Origin of the sequence: Pseudomonas sp. PS01270, from assembly GCF_029959775.1 — a bacterium.
Taxonomy (GTDB): Bacteria; Pseudomonadota; Gammaproteobacteria; order Pseudomonadales; family Pseudomonadaceae; genus Aquipseudomonas; species Aquipseudomonas atacamensis.
On sequence record NZ_JASCPT010000079.1, the window covers coordinates 1 to 25450 of the forward strand.

Consider the following 25450-nt stretch of genomic DNA (forward strand, 5'->3'; position numbering starts at 1 on the left):
CTGACACACCGAGTGAGCTTCATTCGCGAGCAGGCTCGCTCCCACAGTTAATCGCATTCTTACTGAGGGAATGCAGTCAACTGTGGGAGCGAGCCTGCTCGCGAAAGGGCCGGTCCAAGCAATGAAAAACTACTTAGGCCCGAGAATCTTTACCAACTTGTCCGGCGAAGGCGCGCCTTGCTGTTGTTGCAGTTCGCCTTTGTCATCCATGTAGAAAATCGCCGGGGTGGCCTGCAGTTCGAGGTCTTCCATCAACTGCATGTTGGCCGCGAGTTTGGTTTGCACGGCGACCGGGATGTCTTTCATGGCCTTTAGCGCGCTGCCCTTGCCGGCCTTTTCGTGATCTTCCAGGGCCTTGGCCGGGTCTTTCGCCGCCAGCAGCGCGGCTGATTTGCCCGGGCTGTCTTCGCGGATGATGCCGACCATGATGTGGCGCAACTGCACCTTGCCGGCCTTGACCCATGGCCGCGCCTGTTCCCAGAACATGTTGCAGTACGGGCAGTTCGGATCGCTGAACAGGTACACCGTGCGCGGTGCGTCCTTATTGCCGTCCTGAATCCAGTTGCTCGCCTCGAACTTGGCCCAGACTTCCTTGGACATCGGCGCGTAGACCAGTTTCTGCAACGGCTCGCTGCTCAGATCCTTGCCGTCGGCGTCGTACAGATTACCCACCACGACGTGTTTGCCGTCCGGGGTCAGGTACAGCGCCATGCCGCGATTCTGGTATTGCGCGGCGTACCCGCGCAGGCCATCGGGGGCGTCGAACTGGCCGACGATTTTCGCGCCCTTGGCTTCGATCTTTTTGATTGCGGCGGGCAGTTCTTCAGCAGCCTGTACCGACGGCAAGTGCAGCAGGGCAGTGCCCAGGGTCAGCGTCAGCAGGTGGCGGAGGCGGGGCATGGCAGTTTCCTTGCAGAGTTGGCCGGGGCAACGGCCTGATTCGGGCTTGAAGGCGAAGTGTCGAAGGTTTCCAGGGCGCGGGCGAGGCTGGCGTTCGACAGTTCGCCGAGGTGACTGGTCAGCAAGCGACCGTCCGGGCTATAGAACAGCGTAGTCGGTAACGCCATGGAACCCACGGCCTGACCGAGACGGCCGCCGCGGTCGAACAGCACGTTGTTCAGGCTCAGGCCCTGGGTTTCCAGGAACGTGGCCACGCTTTGCATGCTCTCGGCCTGATTGACGAACAGAAACGTCAGATCAGGGCGCTGTTGCTGGGCGTTTTCCAGCACCGGCATTTCTCGCCGGCACGGCGGGCACCAGGTCGCCCAGAGGTTGATCACCAGCGGCCCGCCCTGATACTCACTGAGCTTGATGGTTTCGCCAGCGGCGTTGCGCAGGGATATATCCGGCAGGCGCGTACCCTGTTCGTAGATATTCAGCGACAGGGTGGCAAGCAGCCAGAACGCCACGCCACTGACCACGCCGAAGCCCAGCGGACGGCGCAAAGCGGGCCGGCGCCAGCCGCGATACAACGCCGCCAGCAGCAGCACGATCACTCCGGGCCAAGCGAGGAAACCGCCGTCGCGCAGATCGATGATCTGCCACGGGTCATTGCGATAGTGCGACCAGTACAGCGCGACAAACGCAATGCGCGCCGCGAGCATGCCCAGCAAGAACAGGCTGAACAGCGCTGACTCGGGGTTATCGCCGCCGCGCTTTGCCACTCGCCAGCCGACAAATGTCGCCAGCGCCAGAGCACTGATCAGCAGCAGGTGGTTGAGCGCGATGGCGAAGGTGCCGAGGGTGAACGTCAGCATCAGTTGGCATCTCGGGTGGCGGACCAGCGTTGCAGGAAGGTATCGGCATCGACCTCGCCGGTGATGCGCTGGCTGCGGCGTTCTTCGCCGTCAGCGCCGATCCAGATGAACGTCGGCGGCCCCGGCACTTTATAGCGACTGAGCAGCTCGCGGCTGGCAGCGTTGTCGGCGGTCACATCCAGACGCAGCAGGCGCACATCGCTCAGGGCCTGCATGACCTTGGCTTCACCGAACACCTTCTTCTCCATGACCTTGCACGACACGCACCAGTCGGCGTAGTAATCGAGCAGTACCCACTGGCCTTGAGCCTTGGCTGCATCGAGTTCGCGTTGCAGGGCGGCAGGTTCCTTGATCGTGGTGAAGGAATCGTGACCCGTCGGCGCCGCGCTGGCGACAGGGCCGGCGCTGTAGACCTGCAATGGCTGATACGGATCATCACTGCCGCCCGCTGCACCGATCACCAACAAGCTGCCCCACAAACCGAGCAACAAGGACAGGGCGCCAAACATCTGCGCGACGCGGCCAAACCCTGCGGATTGTTTCCAGGCGCTGTAAGCGGCGATCAACAACAGGGCGCCACACAGCCCCAGCCACAAAGACGGATCCAGTACCGGGCGCAGCATCAACAATGCAGTGGCAAGAAAGAGGAAGCCGAATATGCCCTTGAGCAGATTCATCCACGCCCCGGGTTTTGGCAGGAAGCGGTTGCCCACGGTGACCAGCAGCAACAGCGGCACACCGATGCCGATGCCCAGTGCAAACAGAATCAGACCGCCGTGCAACGCGTTACCGCTCTGTGCGATGTACAGCAGCGCGCCGGCCAGTGGCGCGGTCATGCACGGCCCGACCAACAGACCGGACAATGCGCCCAGCACACCGGCGCCGATCAGGCTGCCGCCGCTGCGGCTGCGCGACGCATGTTCAAGACGATCACGCAGGGCCACCGGCAGTTGCAGCTCGAAGAAGCCGAACATCGGCAATGCCAGCACCACGAAAATGGCGGCAAACGCACCGAGCAACCACGGATTCTGCAACCACGCCTGCAGGTTCGCACCGAGCAGCGCAGCAATCACGCCCATCGCCGCATAAACCAGCGCCATGCAGATCACGTAGCTGCTGGCCAAGGCAAACCCGCGCCGTGGTGTGGCGCCACTGCCGACAATCATCCCGGCGAGAATCGGCAGCATCGGCAGCGAACACGGAGTAAACGCCAACAGCAGGCCGAGTCCGAAGAACACCAGCAGACTCCAGCCCAGCGCCCGTTGTTGCAGACTGCTGGCCAAAGCCTGATCCGGGGCTTCAGCGCCCGTTGTTGCTGCGGCTTTGCCGCCCAGGTCAATCACCCGGGTTTGCGGTGGATAGCACAGACCGGCATCGGCGCAGCCCTGATAACTGACCTTGATCTGACCGCTGGCCGCTGCCGGGATTTTCACTTCCAGGCCTTGGCGGTACACCGGCTGCTCGCCGAAAAACTCATCGCTGTGGGATTCGCCTTCAGGCAACACTGGCTGCTGGTCGGCGGCCAGTCCGTCGAATTTCACGCGTTTCTGATACAGGTAGTAGCCGTCAGTGATCTGCCAGAACAGCTGGGTTTCGCCCGACTCCAGACGCTCGGAGGCGAGTACGAATGCCTTGTCGACGGGTAAAAAATCCGGCTTGGACTCGAACGGATTGTTTCCGGCCTGAGCCAGACCGGAAACCAGTAGAGCAAACAGAAGAAAAAAATGACGCATGGAGGAGCCTTGTCCCTGTGCAAGTGGGGTGCAGGATGGGCGGCGGCGATTAACCGATAATTAACCCTATCCTACTAGGCTCTCCGGGATTGACCAATCAACCACGCAGCAGGCCGGGCCAATTGCCGTCATCAATGGTTCTGGGGCCGGCAACGAGTCGATCGGACTGAATGTTGTAAGTGAGGTACTGATTATTGGTCAGGAAGATATACCAGTAACTGTCTGCAAATGTCCGGTCATTCTGCGCCGCTGTGATTATCCGGTCCTTGTAAGGTTTCAGCGCGCCCAGCTGATATTCGCCGAAACGGTTGTACTTGACGGTCTTGGCCTTGTAGTCGAAAGACAGGTAGTGGCCGTCATCGAGGATGAATCGAAACAGGAAAGGGTAGCCGGTCAGTTGAAACCAGGTGCCGGCGATGATCTTGTGAAAATATGGAAGAATCGGCTTCCATACCGAGTCGGCTACCTTGTAGAAGGCGGCAACTTTATCGCTGTCCTGATCGTATTTGCAGACCATCGGAGTTGTTCCGTCATAGAAGAAAAGCCAGGCAATATCCTCGTCACTTCCGGCGTTCCAGCCGAAGGAAGTGGTAGTCAAGCCAAAGCGCAGATCTTTGGTATACGGGGCAAAGTTGTCCCAGTTGCCTGCCGTGGCGGCTGGATAATTGGATGGGACACTATTGTCGCCAATATCAAAGCGCGAATAGGTATCGGTGTCCTTGAAGAAAAAATAAATTCGATCAGGGCCGGAGCGCCAGTCTATGGCAACAAAGTTATTCAAGTTGGTCATGTTTAAAAGTCCATTTAAGTTTGGAGTTGAAGTTGCCGGTTGAAACTAGATGAAGTTGCATTGGCGATAAAGGCTGGAATTGTTTCCGGATGGGTAACGGGGTAATAAAGTTTGCATGGCATGCTCGCGTCGGTTGCTGGGCTGCGACAACCTGACTGCATTCTCGTGCAGCTTTGCGAAGTCGACGTGTGCCGCCATAATTGCCCCTTAATCCTTGCCTGCTTCACTCGCCTTTTTTATTTCCGGAGCCCCTATGCACGTACTGGTTTGCGAAGACGATGAGCTGATCGCCAGCGGCATCGTCGCCGGGCTCAAGGCACAGGGCCTGACCGTCGAGCATGTCAACACCGCGTCCAAGGCGCGGGCGATGCTCAAGGTCGCCGAATTCGACGTGATGGTTCTCGATCTCGGGTTGCCCGACGAAGATGGCCTAAAGTTGCTCCAGCAATTGCGGCAGAGCGGCCTGGAAATCCCGGTTCTCATCCTCACTGCCCGTGACTCGGTGACCGATCGTGTCGACGGTCTGCAGGCCGGCGCCGACGACTACCTGCTCAAGCCTTTCGACCTGCGCGAACTGTTCGCTCGCTTGCAGACGCTGTTGCGCCGCGTGGCCGGGCGCAGCGTGAATCTGATCGAGCATGGCGCGCTTACTTACGACCCGAGCAGCCGCGAAACCCGCCTCGCCGGGCAACCGGTGGACCTGTCGCGCCGCGAGCAGTCGCTGTTGCAGGCATTGCTGCACAATCGCGGCCGGGTGCTGTCCACCGAACAGTTGAAGGACAGCGTCTACGGCTTCAACGATGAACTGGAAAGCAACGCACTGAACGTGCACATCCATCACCTACGCAGCAAGCTTGGCAAAGGCATCGTCGAAACCGTGCGTGGTCTGGGCTATCGCCTCGGGCCTGCCGATGGCGGAGAGCAAGGCAAGTGATGAGTCTGCGCCTGCGCCTGAGCCTGACGCTCGGCGCTGCCTTCGCGCTGATCTGGGCGCTGGCGGCGGCGTGGATGCTCAGCGATCTGCGCAATCAGATGATGTTCTCCCTCGACCAGCGTCTGGTCGCTTCGGCGCGCATGGTCGCCGGTTTGCTTGAGCAATTGCCGACGCTGCCGAGCAAAGGCGAGGGCACCCACTTCAGTGCTGAACAGCTGAACATTCCCGGCGGCATGGCCTGTCAGGTCAGCTCATTGCGCGGCGAGATTCTCGCGCGCAGCCACAACAACCCCGAGCAAGCGCTGGAAGCCGAGAAAATGGGCTTCCACGATCAAATGATCGACGGCGCCCCGTGGCGCAGTTTCACCCTGGCCCGGGGCGATGTGCGCATCACTACGGCGGATCGGCAGATCGAGCGCGAAGCCTTGAACATGTCGATTCTGCTCGCTGCTTCGGTGCCGGTCGGTGTGGCCTTGCTGGGCTGCCTGTGCCTGCTGTGGCTGGGCATCGGTCAGGGTCTTGCACCACTCAATCGTCTGCGCGAGGCGCTGATGCGGCGCAATGCCGATTCCCTTGAGCCATTGCAGCTGCAGGCGTTTCCCAGCGAATTGAAGCCGTTGCTGGAAACCCAGAATCAGTTGTTCCAGCGCATCGGCAAGACCATCGAGCGTGAGCGTCGCCTCACTGGTGACGCCGCGCATGAACTGCGCAGTCCGCTGACGGCGATCAAGACTCACCTGCAAGTCGCGCGCATGACCGACGGCAGCGCCCGCGATCAATCGCTGGCCCGCGCCGAGGAGGGCGCCGATCGCCTCCACCGCACCCTTGAACAGTTGCTGCTGCTGGCGCGGGTCGAAGGCAGCCTGTCGTTCGATGACGGCTCGCAATGCAGCGCCGAGCAAGTGGCCAGACTGGCGATCCAGGACGCCACCGGCGGCGAGCGGCTGCGGATCAAACTGCACGTGCCGGACGACTTGTCCGCCGCGCCGCTGCAAATGCCTGCCGTGCTGGCGATTGCTGCACTGCGCAACCTGCTCGACAACGCCCTGCGCCATACGCCTGAAGATTGCGCGGTCGAGGTCCATCTGGAAAACATCGGCAATCGCGTGCGTTTTGTCGTGCGTGACCATGGCCCCGGCATTGCGCCAGATGATTTGCAGCATCTGACCCAGCGCTTCTGGCGCAACGGCCAGAGCACCGGCTGCGGCTTGGGGCTGGCGATTGTCCAGGCGATTGTTCAGCGCTGTGACTGCGCCCTGCATTTCGACAGCCGCCCGGATGGCTTGCGGGTCGAACTGACCATGCCGTTGCAAACCCTCTGATCTCACCTCAGATCCCCTGTGGGAGCGAGCCTGCTCGCGAATGCGGAAGTCATTCAACATCGACGTTGACTGGCCTGACGCTTTCGCGAGCAGGCTCGCTCTCACAAAAGAACATGTTCTGCCACATCAAATGTAACTTCTCGGCGTTCGCTATCCGCCAGGGTTGGGGCTAAGGTCAACCCAGCTTTGACTCAATGGATTGAGGGAACTGCGCCATGGAAGCACCCGTCTGCATACGTCCGGCCACCCTGGCCGACACCGGCATCATCAACCGTATTGTCGAGCGTTCGATCCGTATCGGATGTGCACTCGATCACCGCAACCATCCACTTCTCGTCAGCGACTGGCTCAACCGTTCTCCCGCCGATTTCATCAGTAGCCGGCTCGCCGACCCACATTTCTATCTCTGCGTCGCTTTGATTGATGACAAACCGGTTGGTGTCGGCATGGCCCGGGGCAGTGGCGAAATCCTGCTGTGTTACGTCCAGCCTGAATCCTTCCGCCGAGGCGTCGGCCGGGCGCTGATGCAGAATGTCGAAGGCTGGTTGCGGGTTCGCGGTGTGCGCAATGCTCACCTCAACAGCACGCGCACCGCCGAGGGGTTCTATCGGCACCTGGGTTACCAACAGGCAGCGCTACCCGGTCTCTGCAACGGCTTGCAAACCGTGCCGCTGCGCAAACCTTTGTCCTCACCGGCCGGACAACTCGATCACGGGTGTAAATCCGCACCGCGCTGAAGCGTTTCCAGAACAGGAAAACCTGCAAGTGCGCCCCGCGACCGGAACGCGCACCTGTCGGTGTGCTGTTCTGGTCACTATCCATAGCGAATTGAGGGGTCGAGAGATGTCAGTCGCCACCAGTCTTATCGAAGCGTCGTCGGCCCGGGTCGCCTCGGCGCCGGCGGAAACGTTATTCGAATTCAACGAATCACCGTTGTTGGCGCGGCAGAGCCGGCAGGAGTCCAACGCGCGCAGTTATCCTCGGCGTATTCCCTTGGCGCTCAAGCGTGCCAAGGGCTTGTATGTCGAGGATGTTGAAGGACGTACATTCATCGACTGCCTGGCTGGAGCCGGCACGCTGGCGCTGGGGCATAACCACCCGGTGGTGATCGAGGCGATCCAGCAAGTGCTGGCCGATGAGTTGCCGCTGCACACCCTCGACCTGACTACGCCAGTCAAGGATCAATTCGTCCAGGACCTGTTCGGGCTGCTACCGACGGAGTTGGCGGCGCAAGCGAAGATCCAGTTTTGTGGCCCGACCGGCACCGACGCCGTGGAAGCAGCGCTGAAACTGGTGCGCACCGCAACCGGGCGCAGCACCGTGCTGTCATTTTCCGGCGGTTATCACGGCATGAGTCAGGGGGCGTTGAGCCTGATGGGCAGCCTGGGGCCGAAAAAACCACTGGGTGCGTTGCTCAGCAACGGCGTGCAATTCATGCCCTTTCCCTACGACTACCGCTGCCCATTTGGACTCGGCGGCGCGGCGGGCGTCAACGCCAATCTGAGTTATCTGGAAAACCTGCTCAACGATCCTGAGGCCGGCGTGCAATTGCCGGCGGCGGTGATTGTCGAGGCGGTGCAGGGTGAGGGCGGGGTGATACCGGCGGACATCGAGTGGTTGCGCGGCTTGCGCCGGATTACCGAGAAGGCCGGTGTGGCGTTGATCGTTGATGAGATCCAGAGCGGTTTCGCCCGTACCGGCAAGATGTTTGCCTTTGAACACGCGGGTATCGTTCCGGATGTGGTTGTACTGTCCAAAGCCATCGGTGGCAGCCTGCCGTTGGCGGTGGTGGTTTACCGCGACTGGCTCGACACCTGGCAACCCGGCGCCCATGCCGGCACGTTCCGCGGCAATCAGATGGCCATGGCCGCCGGTTCAGCGGTGATGCGCTATCTGGTGGAGCACAAGGTTTGCGAGCACGCCGCCGCCATGGGTGATCGACTCAGCGAGCATCTGCACATTCTGCAGCGCGACTTCCCGCAACTGGGCGATATCCGTGGGCGTGGCCTGATGCTCGGCGTTGAACTGGTCGACCCGAACGGCGCGCCCGATGCGCTCGGTCACCCACCGGCATTTGCACGTCTGGCGCCGCTGGTCCAGCGTGAATGCCTTAAGCGTGGGCTGATTCTGGAACTGGGCGGCCGCCATGGCGCGGTGGTGCGCTTCCTGCCGCCGCTGGTGATCACTGCCGCGGAAATCGACCGGGTGGCCGAGATCTTCGGTCGCGCATTGGCCGCTGCCACCACCGCGCTGTAAATTTTTCCGCGCGGCGAACGTTCTTTCTACATACCCGGCTGCATTCTTTGTGCAGCCGACCTTACAACGATGGAGAACCAGCATGACGTCAGTATTCGACCGCGAGGACATCCTCTTTCAGGTCGTGGTCAACCACGAAGAGCAATACTCGATCTGGCCCGATTACAAAGCTGTGCCGCAAGGCTGGCGTACCGTGGGCAAGAGCGGCCTGAAAAAGGAATGCCTGGCCTATATCGAAGAAGTCTGGACCGACATGCGCCCATTGAGCCTGCGCCAGAAGATGGATGCACAAGTCGCGGCGCAATAAGCGACCGGGCATAAAAAACCCGCTGGACCAGTGATGGTCAGCGGGTTTTTTCATGTCTTGAATTTGTATTGCTTGCACTGTCTCATCGCTGGCAAGCCAGCTCCCACAGGTATTGTGGTTGATCACAAATGTGTGTTCGCCAAAAACTCTGTGGGAGCTGGCTTGCCAGCGATGAACGATGACTCGGTATCAGCCTGACTACGCTCCGCTCAACCCCTTGAGCAACAAATCCACATTCCCCTCCAGCTCCGCCAGCGGATCTGCCGCATCGGTACTCAACACCACCAGACTGCTGCCGGATTCGGCAATCGCTGCTTTCACCGGCTCCGCGGGCTGGCGATGGTGCAGCACCACCGCCACGTCATTGTCCTTGAGCGTCGCTGTCAGCTTCTTCAACTCCTCTGGGGTCCAATCGGCATCGGGACGCGCATCCTGTCCGGCCAGTTCAAGGTTGAGGCTGCCAATCAGATAGCCGAAGTGATCGCTCAGGCTCATCACGCTCAGGTTGTCCGCTTCGGCCAGACGCGCCTCGGTGTCCGCGCTGAGTTTCAGCAAACGCTGTTTCAACGCCGCCAGGTTGGCTTCGATTGCAGGCTTGGCGCTTGGTGCCAGGCGCACCAGGTCTGCGGCCATCACATCGGCCATGCGCCCCATGTTGTTGCTCGCCAGCCATGGCTGACTGTTCAGGCCATCAACCTGCAGGCCCGGCTGCACGGCGATGCCGGGCAGGGCGCCGTCGACCGGGCGCGCAGCGTCGACTTCGACGATACGGATATTGCTGCGCCGCGCGATCGGGTACAGCGGATCATCGGCCCACAGCGAACGCAGACCGATTACCGCGTCCGCGTCGGTGGCCAGTTTGCTCAGCGCCGGAGCGCCACGGCCGGTGAAATACGCGGTCTGGCGGCTGCCGGGCAGGTTGGCCGGCGCCGCGCGTTCGAGGTTGACGTTCGTGCCCTTGAGCAATGCCTCGCCCAATCCATAGGTGATCGGTAACGAGGCCAGAACGCGCAACGGTTTCGCAGTTTCAGCCGCCATCAATGGAGTGCAGACCACGCCACACAGGGCCATGGCCAGAGTCAGGTTACGCAATGAAAAAGCCATTTATCCAAGGTTCCCTTTCAGGCTGGGGACGACGCCGCGCGCAATGGCGGCGAGGGCGAAAGCGATGCCGGCGACCAGAATGATCGCAGCGCCGGACGGGATCGGCAGGTCGAACACGATTGGCGCAAGAATCCCGCACAGGGTGCTGACGGTAGCGATCAGCACCGAGCACCAGAAAAACCCTTTCAGCGACTGACTGAGCAAGCGCGCCGCTGCCGCAGGAATCACCAGCAAGGCACCGACCAGAATCGCGCCAATCACCTTCACTGCCGCGACGGTGATCAAGGTCACCAGGATCACGAACAGATAATCCAGGGTCTTCACCGCTACGCCACGCACCGCCGCCAGTTGCGGATTGAAACTGGCGAGCATGATGCGGTTGTACAGCGGCAGGGCGAGGGCCATGACCAGCGAACCGACGATGGCCAGCACCGCCAGATCATTGCCGTTGACGGTCAATACCGAACCGAACAGCACGTTTTCCAGAATGTGCACGTTGATCTTGCCGGCGAGAATCAGCAGCAGGCTCGCGCCCAGTGCCAGTGACACCGAGAGAAACACGCCGATCAGCGTATCCGGTGCCAGTCCGGTGCGGTTGCGCAGGTAATTGAGCAGGATGCCGAACAGCAGGCAGTAGCCGAACAGACTGCCGTACGGGCCGGTGTAGGGTTCGCCGAGCAGGATGCCGATGGCGACACCGGTCAACGCGGCATGGCCGACTGCTTCGGAAAAGAACGCGAAGCGCTTGACCACCACCAGCGTGCCGAGCCCGCCCAGCACCGGGCCGATCAGCAGGCCGGCGAGCAGCGCATTGACCACAAAACCGTAGGCCAGCGCCTCGGGCAGATAACCTGACGATGCCCAACCCTGGACCATCAAACGAAAGGCTTCGTAGCTCATCAGACCGCGCTCCGTGGATGGGTGGAAAACAGCGTCAGCAGACGTTCCGGAGTCAGCGCCTGTTGCGGTGTGGCATCGAACAGCACGCGGCGGTTGAGACCGGTAACCCGATCGGCCAGCCGACCTACCGCTTCCAGGTCATGTTCGATCCACAACACCGTGATGCCCGCCGCGCGCCAGTCAGTCAGCAGGCGTTCGAACACCTGGATCCCGGCCTCATCGAGGGCCGACATCGGCTCGTCGAGCACCAGCAGTTGCGGCGCCGGAATCAAACCCTGCGCGAGCAGCACCCGCTGCCGCTCGCCGCCGGACAGCGCGCCCATGCGCCGCTTGCGCTTGTCCTGCATGCCGACGCGCTCCAGTGCTTCGCCGATGGCGCCGGCGTAGTGTTTGCTCAAACCGAGAAAGGCCGGACGGCGTTGACACATGGCGGCCATGAAATCGTCGACGGTCATCGGCAGGCCACGATCGAACTCCAGCGCCTGCGGAACGTAACCAATGGTGCCGGGCTCGCCGGGCCAGTGCAGGCTGAGTTGGCCCTGATGCGGCATCTGCCCGAGCAGGGTCTTGATCAGCGAACTCTTGCCACCGCCGTTGGGGCCGACCAGCGCATGCACGCTGCCGGGCTGCACCTGAAAGCTGACCTTGTCGAGAATCGTCGTGCGCCCCAAGGTCAGGCTGATATCCGCAAACTCCAGCGCCGGCCCGGTTTTCCCCTGTGGGAGCGAGCCTGCTCGCGAATGCGGTGCGTCATTCAACGAAGATGTTGCCTGATCCGGCGACTTCGCGAGCAGGCTCGCTCCCACCGGGTTATTGGTGTTGTCAGGGATCAGGGTTTCTTTCGACGTCATGCCCCCGACTCCTGAATCGCACGAACCACGGTGTTGAGGTTGCCGGTCATTTCCTTTTCGTACTTGTCGGCGGTGTATTCGCCGTAGGAAATGTGCGACAGCGGGTACAGCTTCACCCCGGATTCGCGCTGGATGGTGTCGACGTAGCTGGACGGGAAATCCATTTCCGAGAAAATCACTTTCACGTCAAGCTCGCGTAATTGATCGATGGTCTTTTTCAGCTGGCTCGGGCTTGGCTCGATGCCGTGGGCCGGCTCGACCACGGCCGTCACTTCCAGACCGAATTCACGCAAAAGATAGTCGTAAGCCGCGTGCACCGTGGCCACGCGCAGTTCGGCGTTGGGTGCCTGGGTCAGTTTGGCCAAAGCGTCGGCGCGCATCTGCCGCAGGCGTTTGCCATAGGCGCGCGCGTTTTGCGTGTAGATCTTGGCGTTGTCCGGATCGATCTTGCCCAGCTCGCGGGCGATGTTGTTGACTTGGGCGATGGAGGCGCTGATCGACAGGAACGTGTGCGGATTGACCACTTTGCCAGCGCCGCGCGCAGCGACACCGGTGGCCGCCAGCAATGGCACGTTCTCGTTGGCTTCGATGGTTTTGACGTTGGGTGTTTCGCTGGCGGCGATCATCCGGTCGGCGAAGTCGTCATGACCGACGCCGTTGAGCACGATCACGTCCAGTCCGCTGATGCGCTTGATGTCTTCGGCGCGCGGTTCGTAGGCGTGCGGATTGAAGCCCGCAGGAATCAGCGGCACCACCTCGGCCTTGTCGCCGACGATGTTGGCGACGTAGCTGTAATACGGATGCAGAGTGATGCCGATACGCAGGCGTTTGCCTTGCTCGGCGCTGGCCAACGGGCTCAGCAGGCAGGCGCACAGACCAAGCAGAAACAGGCGTAACAAGGGACGGCGAGGAGATGAAATGGACATGGGCAAGCAGTCTTCTCTCGGATAAAGGCGAGGAATCAATGGCGATGTTCGCGGGTAACCCCGGCATCGAATTGCGCGACGATCTGTTTCCAGCCAGCGGCAGACAGCGCGGCGTCAGACAGATCTTCAGCAGGCGCGGAATCGGCGCTGCGCTTGAGCCAGATGTCCGGCGCCGCGTTGGCGTCAGTGCCGACACGCATCAGAAACGAGCCGGCGACGTCAGGCGTCGCACTGCGTCCGAAATAGGCGCGTTCGGCGAGCATTTGCCATGCGTGACCGCCACGGCTGACCGAACTGGCGTCCTGCGCGAACGGCGCAAAGCCTTCGTCGGCGAGCATTTGTGGCGTCGGCAGGGCTTTTTGCTCTTCGCGCAACAAGCGGATTTCGTCGAGGGTCACGCGCAGGTCGGCATAAATGCCTTGCTCGGCGGCGCTGAGATCGCGGCGGGCGTCGTACTGGTTGCTCGCGACCGGCTCCGGTTCATGGGAAACCCCGCGCCACGCCACCACCGAGCCGGCGACCGCGAGGATCAGCAGGCACAACAGCAGCACATTGAGGGTTTCATGACCGGCGCCGGCCGGGCGTACCACTTGCGTCGTCGGGCTACTCATGGGGCTTCGATATCCGCCTGGTCGATTTCCACAACGTGGCCTGGGCCGGCATCGAACAGCACATAGAACTCGCTGCCGGGTTTCTTGAACGTCAGCGTCGAGTCATCACCCAATTTGCCCGGCACCAGAATGGTTTCGTCGTAGCCGATCACGTCGAGGGTCACCCCCGGCGCGCCGCTGCCGTCGGAGAAACCGCCGGTGCATTTGATCTGTTCGGCATCGATGGCTTTGCATTCGCACATCGGGTTGTGCGCCAGGGCGCTGGCACTGAAACCGGCGCTCAGCAGCAGCGCGGCGCTGGCGAGCAAACGGATATGAAGAGGTGAGCGAGTCATGGTTTGGCTCCTTGTTTGTTCAGCCACGCAACCGTGGCGGGGGAGGCTTGGCTCAGGGGAATCGCGGCCTGGTGCATGCTGCCGTCCCAGCCTTCCATGGTGATCCACAGCTCGGCGTCAGGTTTGGTCTTTGCCGGGATCGGCATTTGCGTGCCCATGCGATAAGGCGTACCGAAGAAGATCGTGCCGGCGGCGCGCAGACTGCGCGGTTTGCCGATGCGCAGGTAAGTTGCCTTTACCTGTTCAACACAGGTATCGCAGACGGCGGCAGTGAAATCCTTCATATAGCCGGCCGGACCGCTCAGGTGCGGCGCCTCGTCACGCAGTTCGGCCAGGCGCAGGCTCCACGGGCCGACCTGGACGGTGCCTATTTCACGCTGGCCCAGGCCGCTGTCGCCGCGAAACAGCGAGGCATCGGCAAAGTATTTCGGCATGAAGCCCAGCGGGATCAGCAACAGCAGGACATTGATGTGGAAACGCCACTTGTGCCAGAAACGCGACAGGCGCGAGGGCGGTGTGACCGAGATGGCTTTGTTCACAGGCTCGCCTCCGAAGTTTCATGGCGCAGCGCCGGTTGGGCGGTGACGCGGTTTTTCTTGTCCTCGCGTTTCAGCGCATTGGCGGTGGCCAGCGCGGTGCGCTTGGTCCAGATCAGCAGGCCGCTGAGGATCATCATGCTCAGCAACAGACCGAAGAAGAACCAGATCAATTTGATCCAGATGCCGCCGAAGTCGCCGGTGTGCAGCGGGCGCATGGATTCGGTGACGAATTCCAGCGAGGACCGATCGGACAACAACCGTGAGGAGGCCATTTCGCCGTTGTACGGGTTGAGAGTCGCGGTCTGATACATCAGCGGATACCAGCCACGGCCGCTGACGCTCATGTGCGAGTAAGCATTGCCCGGCAGGTTGACGTAGCTGGCTTCCAGGCCCGGAATCTTCTGCTGGGCGATTTCGATGGCGCGGTCCAGGCTGATACGCGGCGGCGGGGTGCCGGCGGCCGAGATCGGCACACTTTCGCGGGACATCGCCGGAATAATCGGTTCGCTGGAAATGGAAATCTGGTTATCGAACAGGATCGCCTTGATCAGGAACCAGATGCCGGTGATGGAAATCACCGCGATGAACCAGATCGACCAGATGCCGCACAGGCGATGAAAGTCGCCCCAGAAAATCCGCGCGCCGTGGCGCACGCGCAGGGTCGGGCGCAGAAAACCTTTCCAGAAGCGCTTGTACACCACCAGCCCGGTAATCAGCGACACCAGCATCGGCACGCCGAGCAGCGACACCAGATACCAGCCCCAGCTGTAGCCATTGGTGAACGGCACCAGCCACCAGCCATGCAGGGCGCGGGTGAACGCTTTGAAATCAAAGGCCGGCGCGGTGCCCTGGATGACCCCGGTGTACGGATTGACATAGACCGTCGACGAGCGCCCGTCGGGGTAGCTGACTTCGACATCGAGGGCAAAGTGCGACTCGTCCGGACGATTGATGCTCTGCACCAGGGTTTGCGGCTCGGCCTGTTTGATCGCGGCGAGAATCTGGTCGTAGCTAAGTCGTGGCGCATCGTCCGACGGCTGACTGGCGCGCATTTGCGGGTTGGCCAGCCAGACAATCTCCTGGCTGACCACCGCCAGCGTGCCGGTGACACAGACGATCAGCACAAAGAACCAGATCGGCAACGCCAGCCAGCTATGCACCAGGAACCACAGTTTGGAACGGGATTTCTTCGACATGATTGCGCGTCTTGATTGCGGTGGAAGGGGCCGGGCTACGGGCTTCGCAGCACGGAACTCCCCGGGAGGCCGTTCGTGGCTTTTGCCTACGCGAACGGCCTGCATTCCTATAAGACGGATGAGCGAAGAAAATCCCGAAAGCGGATATGAAAGTAAATGTTTCGCAATTACATCGGCAGTGCATTTTTGCCGGTCGATCCGAGGCAAAAAGCCCTCAGCCTTGGCTGAACATCTCCATCGCACGCTGGCGAATCTGCTCTTCGCTCAGATCCTCTTTGTGCGTGGCGAGAAACCACAGATGGCCGAACGGATCTCTCAGCGTGCCGCTGCGATCACCGTAAAACTGGTCTTTGACTTCGGAGACGCTTTGCGCCCCTGCATCCAGCGCCTGTTGAAAGGCTTGGTCGACATCGGTGACATACAGGTGCAAGCCGATCGACACTGCCTGCTGCGGATTGCTCAGCGGCCCCTGATCGCAAGGCGTGCCAAGCATGATCGCGCTGTCGCCAATGCGCAGCTCGGCGTGGCCGATGGTGCCGTCGGGCATGGTCAGACGCATGACTTCGCTGGCATTGAAGGCTTTCTTGTAGAACTCGATGGCCTCGGCGGCCTGTTGGATGCCGAGATACGGGGTAATGCTGTGATACCCCTCGGGAATGGGTTTGACGCTCATGACGTTCTCCCTGTTTTTGTTTTCAACAGATGTGGTTAAACCGGATTTACCCGGAGCAATCACTATAGAACCGTCCTCGCTGCGCAAATTGTTCGCCGACGAGCAGCCTCATCACTCATCGCGAAAGTGCGGGCCTGGGCCTCGGTCACCGAGCATGTCGCCTTTATTGCGTAACGGACACGCTTCCATGGACAGACAGCCGCAGCCGATGCACCCGGTGAGCTGATCGCGCATCAGCGCCAATTGCCTGAACCGTTCGTCGAGCTCGCGCTGCCATTGTTCAGACAGCATTTTCCAGTCCGCCGCCGATGGCGCGCGATCCTGCGGGAGGATCTTCAGCGCTTCGCCGATTTCCGCCAGCGGTATCCCCAGCCGTTGTGCGACTTTGATCAACGCCACCCGGCGCAGTACGGCGCGCGGATAGCGGCGCTGATTGCCGGCATTGCGCTCACTCTTGATCAAACCTTTGGCTTCATAAAAATGCAGCGCGGTGACCGCGACGCCACTGCGCGCCGCAACCTCGCCCACGGTGAGAGGCTTGTGCACCCGCTCCTTGCTGATCATGCTGAAAATGCTCTTGACCTTGACTTAACTAGAGGTTTTACCCTGCAGCTCTTCGGGTCGCAAGGCTCGCTTCAACATGAGTGGGGGCTTTCCATGAGCAATCGCAGCTTTACCCAATTGATCGAATTCGAAATCGAACCCCGTCAGCAAGCAGCGCTGGTCTCGGCACTGGCCACGCAGACCGAGGGGCTGGCCCAGCGTTACGACGGGTTTCTCAGCGCCAGCGTGCAGGCCAGCGACGACGGCCGCCGCGTGCTGAGCTTTTTGCAGTGGCAAAGTCGCGAAGCGGGGGAGGCGGCCTTTCGCAGTTTCGAAAGCGGCGAGGAGGATTTCTGGCAATTGATCCGTACCCATCGGGCGAAAACCGTGACCTTCAACTCGTTCCAGGTGCACAGCAGTATCGCCCGCAGCCACGACGACGCGCTGCACTGCCGTTTGCCGGTCAGCCAGTATTAACGCAAAGCTGATAGCCACTATTGAGAGCGTTGATTTCTGCGCGAGCGTGCCCGGGCGTAGCCTTTCTCCATCGACCCCACATTGCTCGCCAGGACGCTCCCATGAACCGTTTACTGACTGTTTCGCTGATGCTCGCTGTTTCCGTACTTGCCGGTTGTGCCGGCCATGTTTCGCCCGAGCTGCGCCCTTACACCGCTGAAGAATCCCGCGAACTGGCGCTGGAAGCGCTGAACCGCAGCGGCTTGTCGTTCGACGAATACCACGCGAAAAAAGCCCAATTGCTCGGTCAGCCGCAGAAGACTTTTGGCTTCGACCAACAGGGTGAGATGAGCGCCGAGCGTGCCATACAGCTGCACGGTCGTCCAAGCTGAAAGCAAACTGTACTGCTTGAAGTTTTCCCTAACTGTCCGTGGGTTTGCCGGGCCGTGTGGGATAGGGTCAACAGCTGAATGACCCTGGATGGACTGCCTCGATGAACCTCTCGCTTGATCTGCTGTTGGCCTTTGCCCTGTTTGCCCTTGTCACCTCGATCACACCGGGGCCGAACAACACCATGTTGCTCGCGTCCGGAGTGAATTTCGGTTTCAACCGCACCATTCCACACATGCTCGGCATCAGCTGCGGCTTCTTTCTATTGGTGGTAGCGGTGGGCTTCGGCCTTGGCGCGGTGTTTCAGGCCTATCCGATTCTGTATACGGTGCTGCGTTATGTCGGCGCGGCGTATTTGTTGTATCTGGCGTGGAAAATCGCCCACTCCGGCCCGGTCGGCGACAGTGCCCACGGCGAGGCGAAACCGATCAGCTATCTGGGCGCTGCAGCGTTCCAGTGGGTCAATCCCAAAGCGTGGATCATGGCAATCGGTGCCATCAGCACGTACACGCCGATGCAGGGTTATTTCTATAACGTCGTGATCATCGCGGCGGTGTTCGCCATCATCAATCTGCCCAGTGTCGGCCTGTGGGCGGCGTGCGGCACGCTGTTGCGCAATGTGCTGAAAGATCCGCGCTGGTTGCGCGTGTTCAATTGGGGCATGGCGGCGCTGTTGGTGATCTCGCTGTATCCGTTACTTCTCGAAAGCGTTCACTGACGCATTGCTTCAATCGCCGGCCCGATGCCTGTTAAGCTCGGTTTCAGGAGCGTTCCTACGCACTTTTAAATGAAGCCCTACTTCTTTAACGGCATCCGATCAGGTATTGATGACGCTCTCGAACCCATGCACAGCTCACGAGGCTGTGCATCGTCGTTTGCAGACACGAGCCTCCTGATCCCGGAACACGCTCTGCGAGTCCTTTATGAACACACGTCCGTTGTATTTCGATTACGCCGCCACCACCCCGGTGGACGAGCGGGTCATCCAGGTGATGATCGAATGTCTGGGTTTTCACGGTAACTTCGGTAACCCGGCGTCCAGCTCCCACGCGTTTGGCCGGCAGGCCCGGCAGACGGTCGAGCAGGCACGTCGGCAAGTCGCCGATCTGGTCGGCGCGCAGCCTGAGCAGATTGTCTGGACCTCCGGGGCCACCGAATCCAACAACCTCGCTCTCAAAGGCGTCTCCCAGGCCCGTGGCGTTTGCGGCGGCCATATCATTACCAGTCAGATCGAACACAAGGCCATTCTCGACACCGCGCGGCAATTGCAGGACGCGGGCATTGCCGTGACCTATCTGGTACCGGACGCCCAAGGCTTGATCACGCCGCAAGCGGTCAGTGAAGCGATGCGTGACGACACCTTTCTGGTGTCGCTGATGCTGGTCAACAATGAGTTGGGCACGGTCAACGATGTCCAAGCGATTGGCGAAGTGGTGCGCAGTCGGCAGGCGTTGTTTCATGTGGATGCGGCGCAAGGCGCCGGCAAAGTCGCGATCGATCTGAGCCGCTGGCCGGTGGACCTGATGTCGTTTTCCGCACACAAACTCTACGGCCCCAAAGGCATTGGCGCCTTGTATGTCGGCCCGCAGGCGCAGCAACGCTTGCAGGCCCAGATCCACGGCGGCGGTCATGAAGGTGGCCTGCGCTCCGGAACCCTGGCGACTCATCAGATTGCCGGGATGGGCGCTGCTTTCGCTTTGGCCGCCGACGCATTTGATGAAGAGAAAAAGTCCATCATCGCTTTGCGCGAACGCTTGCTCGAACAGCTTTTGAAGTTGCCCGGCGTGCGCCTCAATGGCAGTGCCTCGCAACGCATTCCGCACACCCTGAGCCTGACCTTCAGCGAGGGCGAGTTCAACAGCGCCGCATTGAGCCATTCGATCGCGTTTTCCGCGACGTCGGCGTGTAATTCCGCAAGTAATGCGCCGTCCCACGTGCTGCTCGCGCTCGGACACGATGCGCGGCTGGCGGGGCGCACCATTCGCTTGAGCCTCGGGCGGTTTACCACCGTCGAGGATGTCGACAAGGCCGTTGACCTGATCACAACCGCCTGCGCCAGTGCCCCGGCATTCTGGGCGACAGGGCTCTAAACAGCAGACGCTTTCCATGGCCGCGAAGGCTACGAACAATAACGATGACGCGATTAGCAGGAGACATGATGAGTTCCCACACCTTGACCGAAGGATCGGTGCCTCAGCGCCTGGCGCATACCCGTGAACTGATGCGCCGCGAAGGCATCCATGCGCTGCTGGTGCCGTCCGCCGACCCGCATCTTTCGGAATACCTGCCGGGTTACTGGCAGGGCCGGCAATGGCTGTCGGGTTTCCACGGTTCGGTCGGTACGCTGATCGTCACTGCTGATTTCGCTGGCGTGTGGGCCGACAGTCGTTACTGGGAACAGGCGACCAAGGAGCTCAACGGCAGCGGCATCGAACTGGTCAAGCTGCAACCGGGGCAACCGAGCCCGCTGGACTGGCTGGCCGAGCAAACCCCCGAGGGCGGCGTGGTTGCGGTCGATGGTGCGGTAATGGCGGTGGCTTCGGCGCGCACACTGAGCAGCAGGCTCGAGGCACGCGGTGCTCGCCTGCGCACCGATATCGACCTGTTGCAGGAAGTCTGGCGTGATCGCCCGAGCCTGCCCAACGCGCCGATCTATCAGCATCTGCCGCCACAAGCGACTATCAGCCGTGGCGAGAAACTCGCGAAATTGCGCGAAACCTTGCAAGAGCGTGGCGCCGACTGGCACTTCATCGCCACCCTGGATGACATTGCCTGGCTGTTCAACCTGCGTGGCGGTGATGTTTCGTTCAATCCGGTGTTTGTTTCGTTCGCCTTGATCAATCAGCAACAGGCCACGCTGTTCGTGGCGCTGAGCAAGGTCGATGCCGATCTGCGCGCGGTACTCGAGCAGGATGGCGTAACGCTGCGTGACTACAGCGAAGTGGCCGATGCGTTGCGTGCTGTGCCGAGCGGCGCGAGCCTGCTGGTCGATCCGGCGCGAGTGACCACGGGGTTGCTGGATAACCTCGACAGTGGCGTGAAACTGGTCGAGGGCCTCAACCCGACTACGTTGGCCAAATCGCAGAAAAGCGAAGCCGACGCTCAACACATCCGTAAAGCCATGGAGCAGGATGGCGCGGCGTTGTGCGAATTTTTTGCCTGGCTGGAATCGGCGTGGGGGCGCGAGCGCATCACCGAACTGACCATCGACGAGAAACTTACCGCTGCCCGTGAACGTCGTCCCGATTACGTTTCGCTGAGCTTCAACACCATTGCCGCGTTCAACGCCAATGGTGCGATGCCGCACTATCACGCTACTGAAGAGGAGCATGCGTTGATCGAGGGTGATGGTCTGTTGCTCATCGATTCCGGTGGTCAATACCTCGGCGGTACCACAGACATCACGCGCATGGTCCCGGTGGGTACGCCGACTCAGGAGCAGAAACAGGATTGCACGCGCGTGTTGAAAGGCGTGATTGCGCTGTCGCGGGCACGATTTCCGAAAGGCATTCTGTCGCCGCTGCTCGACGCCATCGCTCGTGCGCCGATCTGGGCTGATAACGTCGACTACGGCCACGGCACCGGTCACGGCGTGGGCTATTTCCTCAACGTTCACGAAGGTCCGCAAGTGATCGCTTATCAAGCGGCACCGGCACCGCAGACGGCAATGCAGCCAGGGATGATCACCTCGATCGAACCCGGCACCTATCGTCCGGGCCGCTGGGGTGTGCGCATCGAAAACCTGGCGATGAACCGTGAGGCCGGCAGCAGCGAATTCGGCGACTTCCTCAAGTTCGAAACCCTGACGCTGTGCCCGATCGATACTCGCTGCCTGATTGCTGACCTGCTGACTCAGGAAGAAAAGCAGTGGCTCAATGCTTACCACAGTGAAGTACGCGAGCGTCTGAGCCCGTTGCTGGATGGCGCGGCGCTGAGCTGGCTGAACGAGCGCACTGTGGCCATTTGATCGATTTACCCAAGGCGCCGCTCGCGGTGCCTTGGGGCTTGGCTTCAGTCCTGGCGCAATGCCTCTTCCACGAAGTCGAGTCGATCCTGACCGAAGAACAACTGATCGCCGATAAACATGCTGGGGGCGCCGAAAACGCCGCGCTTGATGGCGGCTTCTGTGTTTTCTTTGAGTGCTGCTTTGACTGATTCATCGTTGGTCAGCGCGATTATCTCTTGGGGATCGAAGCCGTTTTCAGTCAGCACGGCGCCAATGGTTTGCGGATCGTTGAGGTTACGACCTTCTACCCAAAGCGCCCTGAACAGGCAGTCGACGAACTCCGCGAAACGCTGCGGCTGGTGCAGCTGCATGCCAGTGACGGCACGCATCAATATCAGTGTGTTGATTGGAAAGTGCGGATTGAATCTGAGCTGGACGCCGTAGCGTTTGGCGAAGCGATCGAGGTCCTGAAACATGTAGCGGCCCTTGGCCGGAATCATTGCCGGCGAAGCGTTGCCGGTGGCTTTGAACACGCCACCCAACAGCATCGGGATGTAGATCAGTTCGCTCTGGGTATCGGCGCAGATTTTCGCTAGCTGGGTGTGCGCCAGATAGGTGGTGGGGCTGCCGAGGTCGAAATAGAATTCCACGGTTTTCGTCATGATCAAATCGCTCTCTTATTGTTGTAATGAGGGGGGGAGGGCTTACCAGCGTTCGTTCCATGGGCGCAGGTCCAGCTCGAAGGTCCACGCATCCCGTGGCTGACTGTGCAGATACCAATAGTTTTCGGCGATGTGCTCTGGATCGAGAATGCCGTCCTGATCCTTGGTCGCGTATTTCTCGGGAAAGCTGTTGCGGATGAAGTCGGTATCGATCGCACCATCAACTACGACGTGGGCGACATGAATGTTCATCGGCCCCAACTCTCTCGCCATGCTTTGCGCCAGTGCGCGGATGCCATGTTTGGCTCCAGCGAAAGCGGCAAATCCAGAAGCACCGCGCAGCCCGGCCGTGGCACCAGTGAACAGAATCGTGCCGCGCTGCCGAGTGACCATGCGCTTGGCCACTTCGCGGGCATTGAGAAAACCGGAGAAGCAGGCCATCTCCCAGATCTTGAAATATTTGCGCGCGGTTTCTTCGAGAATGCTGCAGGGCACGTTGGCGCCGATGTTGAAGACAAAGGCCTCGATCGGGCCGACGCGGGTTTCGATGTCTTCGATCAAGGCGATGACGTCTTCTTCCTTGCGCGCATCGCAGGCAAAACCATGGGCCTCACCGCCCTCAGCGATGATTGCGTCAACCAGAGGCTGCAATTTGTCGGCGCTGCGCCGGGTTACACAGGCTATAAATCCCTCACTGGCAAAGCGCTTGGCAATCGCCCCGCCCGTGGCATCACCGGCACCGACAACCAACACGACCTTCTTGTTATTCATGAGTGAATCCCTTTGGGTTAACGATCGTTTAGTTAACGAACGTTATGCTAGGATTCGGGCAGCGTCAAGGCGATCTACTTCAGGAGATGACATGCGTTATTCGGCCGGACACAAATCGGAAACCCGCGAACGATTGCTGCAAAGCAGCGCGCTGTCGGCAAAGAAATCGGGGTTTTCCACGGTGGGCGTGGATGGCCTGATGAAAGCCATCGGTTTGAGTGGCGCCGCGTTCTACAGCCACTTTTCATCCAAGGATGCGTTGTTCGCTGCCATCGTCGAGCGAGAGTTGAGTGAAAGTCTTGAGCGCCTTGGTGGCCAGGGCGGTGCAGATCGGCAGCGGCTGGAGCGTTGTCTGAAGCAGTACCTGAGCATGGCCCATGTCGAGCAACCCGAGGCCGGTTGCGCGCTGCCGACATTGGGCGCAGAGATTGCCCGTGCCGATGTACAGGTGCGTGAGCAGGCTGAAGATTGGATCTGCCGTCTTCAGCAGGGCTGGGCCGAGATACTGGAAAGCGAGAGTCTGGCCTGGTCGGTGCTGTCGCAATGCGTGGGTGCATTGGTGGTCGCGCGGATGCTTGCAACACCGGACGTGCAGCGTACGGTGTTGCGCTCGAGTCACGAGGAAATTACGCGTCAGCTCGCTTTGCCGTGAGCCGAGTAGTTATTTGCAGATGACGATCATGCTGCGGCTGGTATAACCGGCGGGGTTCAAGCCGAACGGATAATCGCCAGGTTCTTCAACGGCGTCCCCGGATTTGGCGATCACCTTGTAGCCCTTGGGCGCGCAGGAATTGGCGGCGCTGGTGTAGCACTTGTCCCATGAGGATGAAAGTCCGGAACAGTTGATATGCAGCCCCTTCTTGCCGCGTTTGACCTGGGTTTCCGAGGTCGCTGCGCAGCTCGCGATCGCCAGCAGGGCGATCAGTAGCAAAATTCGTTTCATTACCATCCTTAATAGCGGCCACGAGTCTGGTGCTCGGGTCTGCCTGTATTCGCTCGCGTTTGCAGCGTTGTGCCGTCCTTTGCGAAAAAATCCATGCCTGGCGATGGGTTACGAAGCTAAACATGGCCTAAATGAGCGCCAATTACCAGACCCCGCTTTCTATAACGCTTCAGTCGGCCGCGACAGCAGGCTTTGCTCCGCTGCCCATGGTCATGGTTGCGCCCACTGACGCCAGAATAATGCACAGGATGGCCAGCCATTGTGACAATGAAAGGTATTCCTGGAGAAAAAGCAGACCTGATAGTGCTCCGAAGGCCGGTTCGATACTCATGAGCGTGCCGAAGGTGCGCGCGGGCATACGCGTCAGGGCGACCATCTCCAGGGTATAGGGCAGGGCGGTGGACAGAATGGCGACGCCGATAGCGATCGGAATCAGTGATGGTGTAAGCAGCGCAGCGCCGGCATGAACAATGCCGATTGGCGCCACAAACAGCGCGGCGATCATCACGCCGAGGGCTGCGGTCGTCACCCCGTTGTCGGCGCCGGCCTTTTGCCCGAACAGAATGTACAGCGCCCAGCACACTCCGGCGCCCAGCGCATAGCCCGCTCCGACCAGATCAATGCCGGCAGTGGTAGCCCCGGTAGGTATCAACAGAAGCAAGCCGGCCGCAGCAAGCGCAATCCATACAAAATCGATGGCGCGGCGAGAGGCATATATAGCTACAGCCAGAGGGCCGGTGAATTCCAGTGCAACGGCGATGCCCAGCGGCACTGTGCGCAGCGACATATAAAAGAGGAAGTTCATTCCACCCAATGCCATTCCGTAGACGATCACGGTACGAAGAGACTTGGCGGTCAGCTTTGCACGCCATGGGCGCAGTATCAGCAGCATGATCACGCTGGCAAAGATCAAGCGAAGAGTGGTTGTTCCTTGTGCGCCGATAATGGGGAACATGCTTTTGGCCAGAGAAGCGCCCGACTGGATGGACGCCATGGCTATCATGAGCAGGCAAACCGGAAACAATGTGGAAGCAAGGGAGCGAGGTTGATCATTCATTGCGCGGCAGCATCCAAGGCAAAAACACAGTATTGTTGTGGTAGTGGGCAATATACTGCGCATTGGATGGGGGCGCGTCTATATATAGAAAGCGTTTTTGCTGATTTGAAAGAAAATCGAAATTAACGGTTGACGGCAGATTCCAGAGGTCTATAATTTGCCCCACTTCCGGCGCAGTCGAAACGGAAAACTCCTTGAGATTCAAAGAGTTACGCGGTTTTCGACAGCGGCTAGCTTCAGATCATCGAGGCCTGGAAGGAGTTGAAAGAGCAGTGATGTTTGGCTCTTTTAACGGTTCGATCTTCTCGGTCGAAAGCGGAAAAAAAGAGGTGTTGACAGCAGCGATTAACGCTGTAGAATTCGCCTCCCGCTAACGAGAGATCGGAAGCGCAAGTGGTTGAAGTTGTTGAAGAATTCTTCGAAAACTTCTGAAAATAATCACTTGACA

The 25450-nt window shown here is 60.2% G+C and carries 29 protein-coding genes; 11 read left to right on the top strand and 18 right to left on the bottom strand.

Features of this window, described 5'->3' with window-relative positions; all coding sequences use genetic code 11:
* Nucleotides 1-129: 129 nt before the first annotated feature.
* The 4 genes from dsbG to QMX86_RS19460 form a co-directional block, all read right to left on the bottom strand.
* A complete protein-coding gene (gene dsbG, locus QMX86_RS19445; protein ID WP_016770816.1) occupies nucleotides 130-900 on the bottom strand; it encodes a thiol:disulfide interchange protein DsbG in 771 nt (256 codons plus the stop codon).
* Nucleotides 876-1757, bottom strand: coding sequence for a TlpA disulfide reductase family protein (locus QMX86_RS19450; RefSeq protein ID WP_110601466.1), 882 nt, complete (start codon nucleotides 1755-1757; stop codon nucleotides 876-878). The genes dsbG and QMX86_RS19450 overlap by 25 nt, the downstream gene beginning before the upstream one ends.
* A complete protein-coding gene (dsbD, locus tag QMX86_RS19455; RefSeq protein WP_282387044.1) occupies nucleotides 1757-3490 on the bottom strand; it encodes a protein-disulfide reductase DsbD in 1734 nt (577 codons plus the stop codon). Before dsbD ends, QMX86_RS19450 begins: the two co-directional genes overlap by 1 nt.
* Nucleotides 3491-3587: 97 nt before the next feature.
* Nucleotides 3588-4280: a hypothetical protein gene (locus QMX86_RS19460; RefSeq protein ID WP_282387043.1), complete on the bottom strand. Its 693-nt coding sequence runs from the start codon at nucleotides 4278-4280 to the stop codon at nucleotides 3588-3590.
* Nucleotides 4281-4533: 253 nt separating this feature from the next.
* On the opposite strand from QMX86_RS19460, the gene QMX86_RS19465 reads away from it, so the two are divergent.
* The 5 genes from QMX86_RS19465 (at nucleotide 4534) to QMX86_RS19485 (ending at nucleotide 9099) form a co-directional block, all read left to right on the top strand.
* Entirely contained in the window at nucleotides 4534-5214 is a 681-nt protein-coding gene (locus tag QMX86_RS19465; protein ID WP_016770812.1) for a response regulator, read from the top strand.
* A complete protein-coding gene (locus QMX86_RS19470; RefSeq protein ID WP_038860405.1) occupies nucleotides 5214-6536 on the top strand; it encodes an ATP-binding protein in 1323 nt (440 codons plus the stop codon). The genes QMX86_RS19465 and QMX86_RS19470 overlap by 1 nt, the downstream gene beginning before the upstream one ends.
* Nucleotides 6537-6751: 215 nt before the next feature.
* The gene (locus tag QMX86_RS19475; protein ID WP_282387042.1) at nucleotides 6752-7273 is read left to right on the top strand and encodes a GNAT family N-acetyltransferase; all 522 of its coding nucleotides are present in this window, start codon (nucleotides 6752-6754) and stop codon (nucleotides 7271-7273) included.
* A gap of 106 nt (nucleotides 7274-7379) precedes the next feature.
* Nucleotides 7380-8792: an aspartate aminotransferase family protein gene (locus QMX86_RS19480; protein WP_282387041.1), complete on the top strand. Its 1413-nt coding sequence runs from the start codon at nucleotides 7380-7382 to the stop codon at nucleotides 8790-8792.
* Nucleotides 8793-8874: 82 nt separating this feature from the next.
* Nucleotides 8875-9099 (top strand): MbtH family protein, encoded by a 225-nt coding sequence (locus QMX86_RS19485; protein WP_016770808.1) that lies wholly within the window; start codon nucleotides 8875-8877, stop codon nucleotides 9097-9099.
* Between the two features lie 198 nt (nucleotides 9100-9297).
* On the opposite strand, the gene QMX86_RS19490 is transcribed toward QMX86_RS19485, so the two are convergent.
* The 10 genes from QMX86_RS19490 to soxR form a co-directional block, all read right to left on the bottom strand.
* Nucleotides 9298-10203 carry a zinc ABC transporter substrate-binding protein gene (locus QMX86_RS19490; protein ID WP_282387827.1) on the bottom strand — a complete coding sequence of 302 codons (906 nt, stop codon included), beginning with the start codon at nucleotides 10201-10203 and terminating at the stop codon, nucleotides 9298-9300.
* The gene (locus QMX86_RS19495; protein WP_007917717.1) at nucleotides 10204-11103 is read right to left on the bottom strand and encodes a metal ABC transporter permease; all 900 of its coding nucleotides are present in this window, start codon (nucleotides 11101-11103) and stop codon (nucleotides 10204-10206) included. It abuts the gene before it with no gap.
* Complete coding sequence (locus tag QMX86_RS19500; RefSeq protein WP_071173080.1) at nucleotides 11103-11954, bottom strand: metal ABC transporter ATP-binding protein; 852 nt, start codon at nucleotides 11952-11954, stop codon at nucleotides 11103-11105. Before QMX86_RS19500 ends, QMX86_RS19495 begins: the two co-directional genes overlap by 1 nt.
* A complete protein-coding gene (locus QMX86_RS19505) occupies nucleotides 11951-12880 on the bottom strand; it encodes a metal ABC transporter substrate-binding protein (RefSeq protein WP_016770804.1) in 930 nt (309 codons plus the stop codon). The genes QMX86_RS19500 and QMX86_RS19505 overlap by 4 nt, the downstream gene beginning before the upstream one ends.
* Before the next feature lie 35 nt (nucleotides 12881-12915).
* Entirely contained in the window at nucleotides 12916-13491 is a 576-nt protein-coding gene (locus QMX86_RS19510) for a DUF6162 family protein (RefSeq protein WP_071173079.1), read from the bottom strand.
* Nucleotides 13488-13826, bottom strand: coding sequence for a hypothetical protein (locus tag QMX86_RS19515; protein WP_071173078.1), 339 nt, complete (start codon nucleotides 13824-13826; stop codon nucleotides 13488-13490). Before QMX86_RS19515 ends, QMX86_RS19510 begins: the two co-directional genes overlap by 4 nt.
* On the bottom strand, nucleotides 13823-14365 hold the full coding sequence (locus QMX86_RS19520) for a hypothetical protein (protein WP_016770801.1): 543 nt from the start codon (nucleotides 14363-14365) through the stop codon (nucleotides 13823-13825). The genes QMX86_RS19515 and QMX86_RS19520 overlap by 4 nt, the downstream gene beginning before the upstream one ends.
* Nucleotides 14362-15561 carry a PepSY domain-containing protein gene (locus tag QMX86_RS19525; RefSeq protein WP_122746625.1) on the bottom strand — a complete coding sequence of 400 codons (1200 nt, stop codon included), beginning with the start codon at nucleotides 15559-15561 and terminating at the stop codon, nucleotides 14362-14364. The genes QMX86_RS19520 and QMX86_RS19525 overlap by 4 nt, the downstream gene beginning before the upstream one ends.
* Before the next feature lie 214 nt (nucleotides 15562-15775).
* A complete protein-coding gene (locus tag QMX86_RS19530; protein WP_024013662.1) occupies nucleotides 15776-16234 on the bottom strand; it encodes a VOC family protein in 459 nt (152 codons plus the stop codon).
* A 111-nt stretch (nucleotides 16235-16345) separates the two neighbouring features.
* Complete coding sequence (gene soxR / locus QMX86_RS19535) at nucleotides 16346-16798, bottom strand: redox-sensitive transcriptional activator SoxR (RefSeq protein ID WP_282390408.1); 453 nt, start codon at nucleotides 16796-16798, stop codon at nucleotides 16346-16348.
* Nucleotides 16799-16891: 93 nt separating this feature from the next.
* Here soxR and QMX86_RS19540 point away from each other — a divergent pair, with 93 nt between their 5' ends.
* The 5 genes from QMX86_RS19540 to QMX86_RS19560 all read left to right on the top strand — a co-directional run bounded on the left by QMX86_RS19540 (nucleotide 16892) and on the right by QMX86_RS19560 (nucleotide 21590).
* The gene (locus QMX86_RS19540; RefSeq protein WP_016770724.1) at nucleotides 16892-17254 is read left to right on the top strand and encodes an antibiotic biosynthesis monooxygenase; all 363 of its coding nucleotides are present in this window, start codon (nucleotides 16892-16894) and stop codon (nucleotides 17252-17254) included.
* 101 nt (nucleotides 17255-17355) lie between these two features.
* The gene (locus QMX86_RS19545; protein ID WP_016770723.1) at nucleotides 17356-17625 is read left to right on the top strand and encodes a hypothetical protein; all 270 of its coding nucleotides are present in this window, start codon (nucleotides 17356-17358) and stop codon (nucleotides 17623-17625) included.
* A gap of 101 nt (nucleotides 17626-17726) precedes the next feature.
* Nucleotides 17727-18341 carry a LysE family translocator gene (locus tag QMX86_RS19550; protein ID WP_071173075.1) on the top strand — a complete coding sequence of 205 codons (615 nt, stop codon included), beginning with the start codon at nucleotides 17727-17729 and terminating at the stop codon, nucleotides 18339-18341.
* A 205-nt stretch (nucleotides 18342-18546) separates the two neighbouring features.
* Complete coding sequence (locus QMX86_RS19555; RefSeq protein WP_151552036.1) at nucleotides 18547-19713, top strand: aminotransferase class V-fold PLP-dependent enzyme; 1167 nt, start codon at nucleotides 18547-18549, stop codon at nucleotides 19711-19713.
* Between the two features lie 68 nt (nucleotides 19714-19781).
* Nucleotides 19782-21590 (top strand): aminopeptidase P family protein, encoded by a 1809-nt coding sequence (locus tag QMX86_RS19560; protein WP_282386395.1) that lies wholly within the window; start codon nucleotides 19782-19784, stop codon nucleotides 21588-21590.
* A gap of 44 nt (nucleotides 21591-21634) precedes the next feature.
* On the opposite strand, the gene QMX86_RS19565 is transcribed toward QMX86_RS19560, so the two are convergent.
* Nucleotides 21635-22231 (bottom strand): 2-hydroxychromene-2-carboxylate isomerase, encoded by a 597-nt coding sequence (locus QMX86_RS19565; RefSeq protein ID WP_282386393.1) that lies wholly within the window; start codon nucleotides 22229-22231, stop codon nucleotides 21635-21637.
* Between the two features lie 42 nt (nucleotides 22232-22273).
* A complete protein-coding gene (locus tag QMX86_RS19570) occupies nucleotides 22274-23002 on the bottom strand; it encodes an SDR family oxidoreductase (protein WP_282386391.1) in 729 nt (242 codons plus the stop codon).
* Nucleotides 23003-23093: 91 nt separating this feature from the next.
* Here QMX86_RS19570 and QMX86_RS19575 point away from each other — a divergent pair, with 91 nt between their 5' ends.
* A complete protein-coding gene (locus QMX86_RS19575) occupies nucleotides 23094-23654 on the top strand; it encodes a TetR/AcrR family transcriptional regulator (RefSeq protein WP_110646825.1) in 561 nt (186 codons plus the stop codon).
* Nucleotides 23655-23663: 9 nt separating this feature from the next.
* Here QMX86_RS19575 and QMX86_RS19580 read toward each other — a convergent pair whose 3' ends face one another.
* Nucleotides 23664-23945 carry a hypothetical protein gene (locus QMX86_RS19580; RefSeq protein ID WP_039759777.1) on the bottom strand — a complete coding sequence of 94 codons (282 nt, stop codon included), beginning with the start codon at nucleotides 23943-23945 and terminating at the stop codon, nucleotides 23664-23666.
* Between the two features lie 169 nt (nucleotides 23946-24114).
* Entirely contained in the window at nucleotides 24115-25002 is an 888-nt protein-coding gene (rhtA, locus tag QMX86_RS19585; RefSeq protein ID WP_016770790.1) for a threonine/homoserine exporter RhtA, read from the bottom strand.
* Between the last annotated feature and the right edge of the window lie 448 nt (nucleotides 25003-25450).

Excerpts from the sequence above, each read along its gene's own strand:
- QMX86_RS19540 (WP_016770724.1), top strand. The coding sequence starts at position 16,892 with ATGAGCAATCGCAGCTTTACCCAATTGATCGAATTCGAAATCGAACCC.
- QMX86_RS19450 (WP_110601466.1), bottom strand. The coding sequence starts at position 1,757 with ATGCTGACGTTCACCCTCGGCACCTTCGCCATCGCGCTCAACCACCTG.
- QMX86_RS19575 (WP_110646825.1), top strand. The coding sequence starts at position 23,094 with ATGCGTTATTCGGCCGGACACAAATCGGAAACCCGCGAACGATTGCTG.
- QMX86_RS19465 (WP_016770812.1), top strand. The coding sequence starts at position 4,534 with ATGCACGTACTGGTTTGCGAAGACGATGAGCTGATCGCCAGCGGCATC.
- QMX86_RS19525 (WP_122746625.1), bottom strand. The coding sequence starts at position 15,561 with ATGTCGAAGAAATCCCGTTCCAAACTGTGGTTCCTGGTGCATAGCTGG.
- QMX86_RS19470 (WP_038860405.1), top strand. The coding sequence starts at position 5,214 with ATGAGTCTGCGCCTGCGCCTGAGCCTGACGCTCGGCGCTGCCTTCGCG.
- QMX86_RS19570 (WP_282386391.1), bottom strand. The coding sequence starts at position 23,002 with ATGAATAACAAGAAGGTCGTGTTGGTTGTCGGTGCCGGTGATGCCACG.
- QMX86_RS19515 (WP_071173078.1), bottom strand. The coding sequence starts at position 13,826 with ATGACTCGCTCACCTCTTCATATCCGTTTGCTCGCCAGCGCCGCGCTG.
- QMX86_RS19580 (WP_039759777.1), bottom strand. The coding sequence starts at position 23,945 with ATGAAACGAATTTTGCTACTGATCGCCCTGCTGGCGATCGCGAGCTGC.
- dsbD (WP_282387044.1), bottom strand. The coding sequence starts at position 3,490 with ATGCGTCATTTTTTTCTTCTGTTTGCTCTACTGGTTTCCGGTCTGGCT.
- QMX86_RS19510 (WP_071173079.1), bottom strand. The coding sequence starts at position 13,491 with ATGAGTAGCCCGACGACGCAAGTGGTACGCCCGGCCGGCGCCGGTCAT.
- QMX86_RS19460 (WP_282387043.1), bottom strand. The coding sequence starts at position 4,280 with ATGACCAACTTGAATAACTTTGTTGCCATAGACTGGCGCTCCGGCCCT.
- QMX86_RS19475 (WP_282387042.1), top strand. The coding sequence starts at position 6,752 with ATGGAAGCACCCGTCTGCATACGTCCGGCCACCCTGGCCGACACCGGC.
- dsbG (WP_016770816.1), bottom strand. The coding sequence starts at position 900 with ATGCCCCGCCTCCGCCACCTGCTGACGCTGACCCTGGGCACTGCCCTG.
- QMX86_RS19485 (WP_016770808.1), top strand. The coding sequence starts at position 8,875 with ATGACGTCAGTATTCGACCGCGAGGACATCCTCTTTCAGGTCGTGGTC.
- QMX86_RS19495 (WP_007917717.1), bottom strand. The coding sequence starts at position 11,103 with ATGAGCTACGAAGCCTTTCGTTTGATGGTCCAGGGTTGGGCATCGTCA.
- QMX86_RS19505 (WP_016770804.1), bottom strand. The coding sequence starts at position 12,880 with ATGTCCATTTCATCTCCTCGCCGTCCCTTGTTACGCCTGTTTCTGCTT.
- QMX86_RS19530 (WP_024013662.1), bottom strand. The coding sequence starts at position 16,234 with ATGAGCGTCAAACCCATTCCCGAGGGGTATCACAGCATTACCCCGTAT.
- soxR (WP_282390408.1), bottom strand. The coding sequence starts at position 16,798 with ATGATCAGCAAGGAGCGGGTGCACAAGCCTCTCACCGTGGGCGAGGTT.
- QMX86_RS19500 (WP_071173080.1), bottom strand. The coding sequence starts at position 11,954 with ATGACGTCGAAAGAAACCCTGATCCCTGACAACACCAATAACCCGGTG.
- QMX86_RS19565 (WP_282386393.1), bottom strand. The coding sequence starts at position 22,231 with ATGACGAAAACCGTGGAATTCTATTTCGACCTCGGCAGCCCCACCACC.
- rhtA (WP_016770790.1), bottom strand. The coding sequence starts at position 25,002 with ATGAATGATCAACCTCGCTCCCTTGCTTCCACATTGTTTCCGGTTTGC.
- QMX86_RS19560 (WP_282386395.1), top strand. The coding sequence starts at position 19,782 with ATGAGTTCCCACACCTTGACCGAAGGATCGGTGCCTCAGCGCCTGGCG.
- QMX86_RS19490 (WP_282387827.1), bottom strand. The coding sequence starts at position 10,203 with ATGGCTTTTTCATTGCGTAACCTGACTCTGGCCATGGCCCTGTGTGGC.
- QMX86_RS19545 (WP_016770723.1), top strand. The coding sequence starts at position 17,356 with ATGAACCGTTTACTGACTGTTTCGCTGATGCTCGCTGTTTCCGTACTT.
- QMX86_RS19480 (WP_282387041.1), top strand. The coding sequence starts at position 7,380 with ATGTCAGTCGCCACCAGTCTTATCGAAGCGTCGTCGGCCCGGGTCGCC.
- QMX86_RS19555 (WP_151552036.1), top strand. The coding sequence starts at position 18,547 with ATGAACACACGTCCGTTGTATTTCGATTACGCCGCCACCACCCCGGTG.
- QMX86_RS19550 (WP_071173075.1), top strand. The coding sequence starts at position 17,727 with ATGAACCTCTCGCTTGATCTGCTGTTGGCCTTTGCCCTGTTTGCCCTT.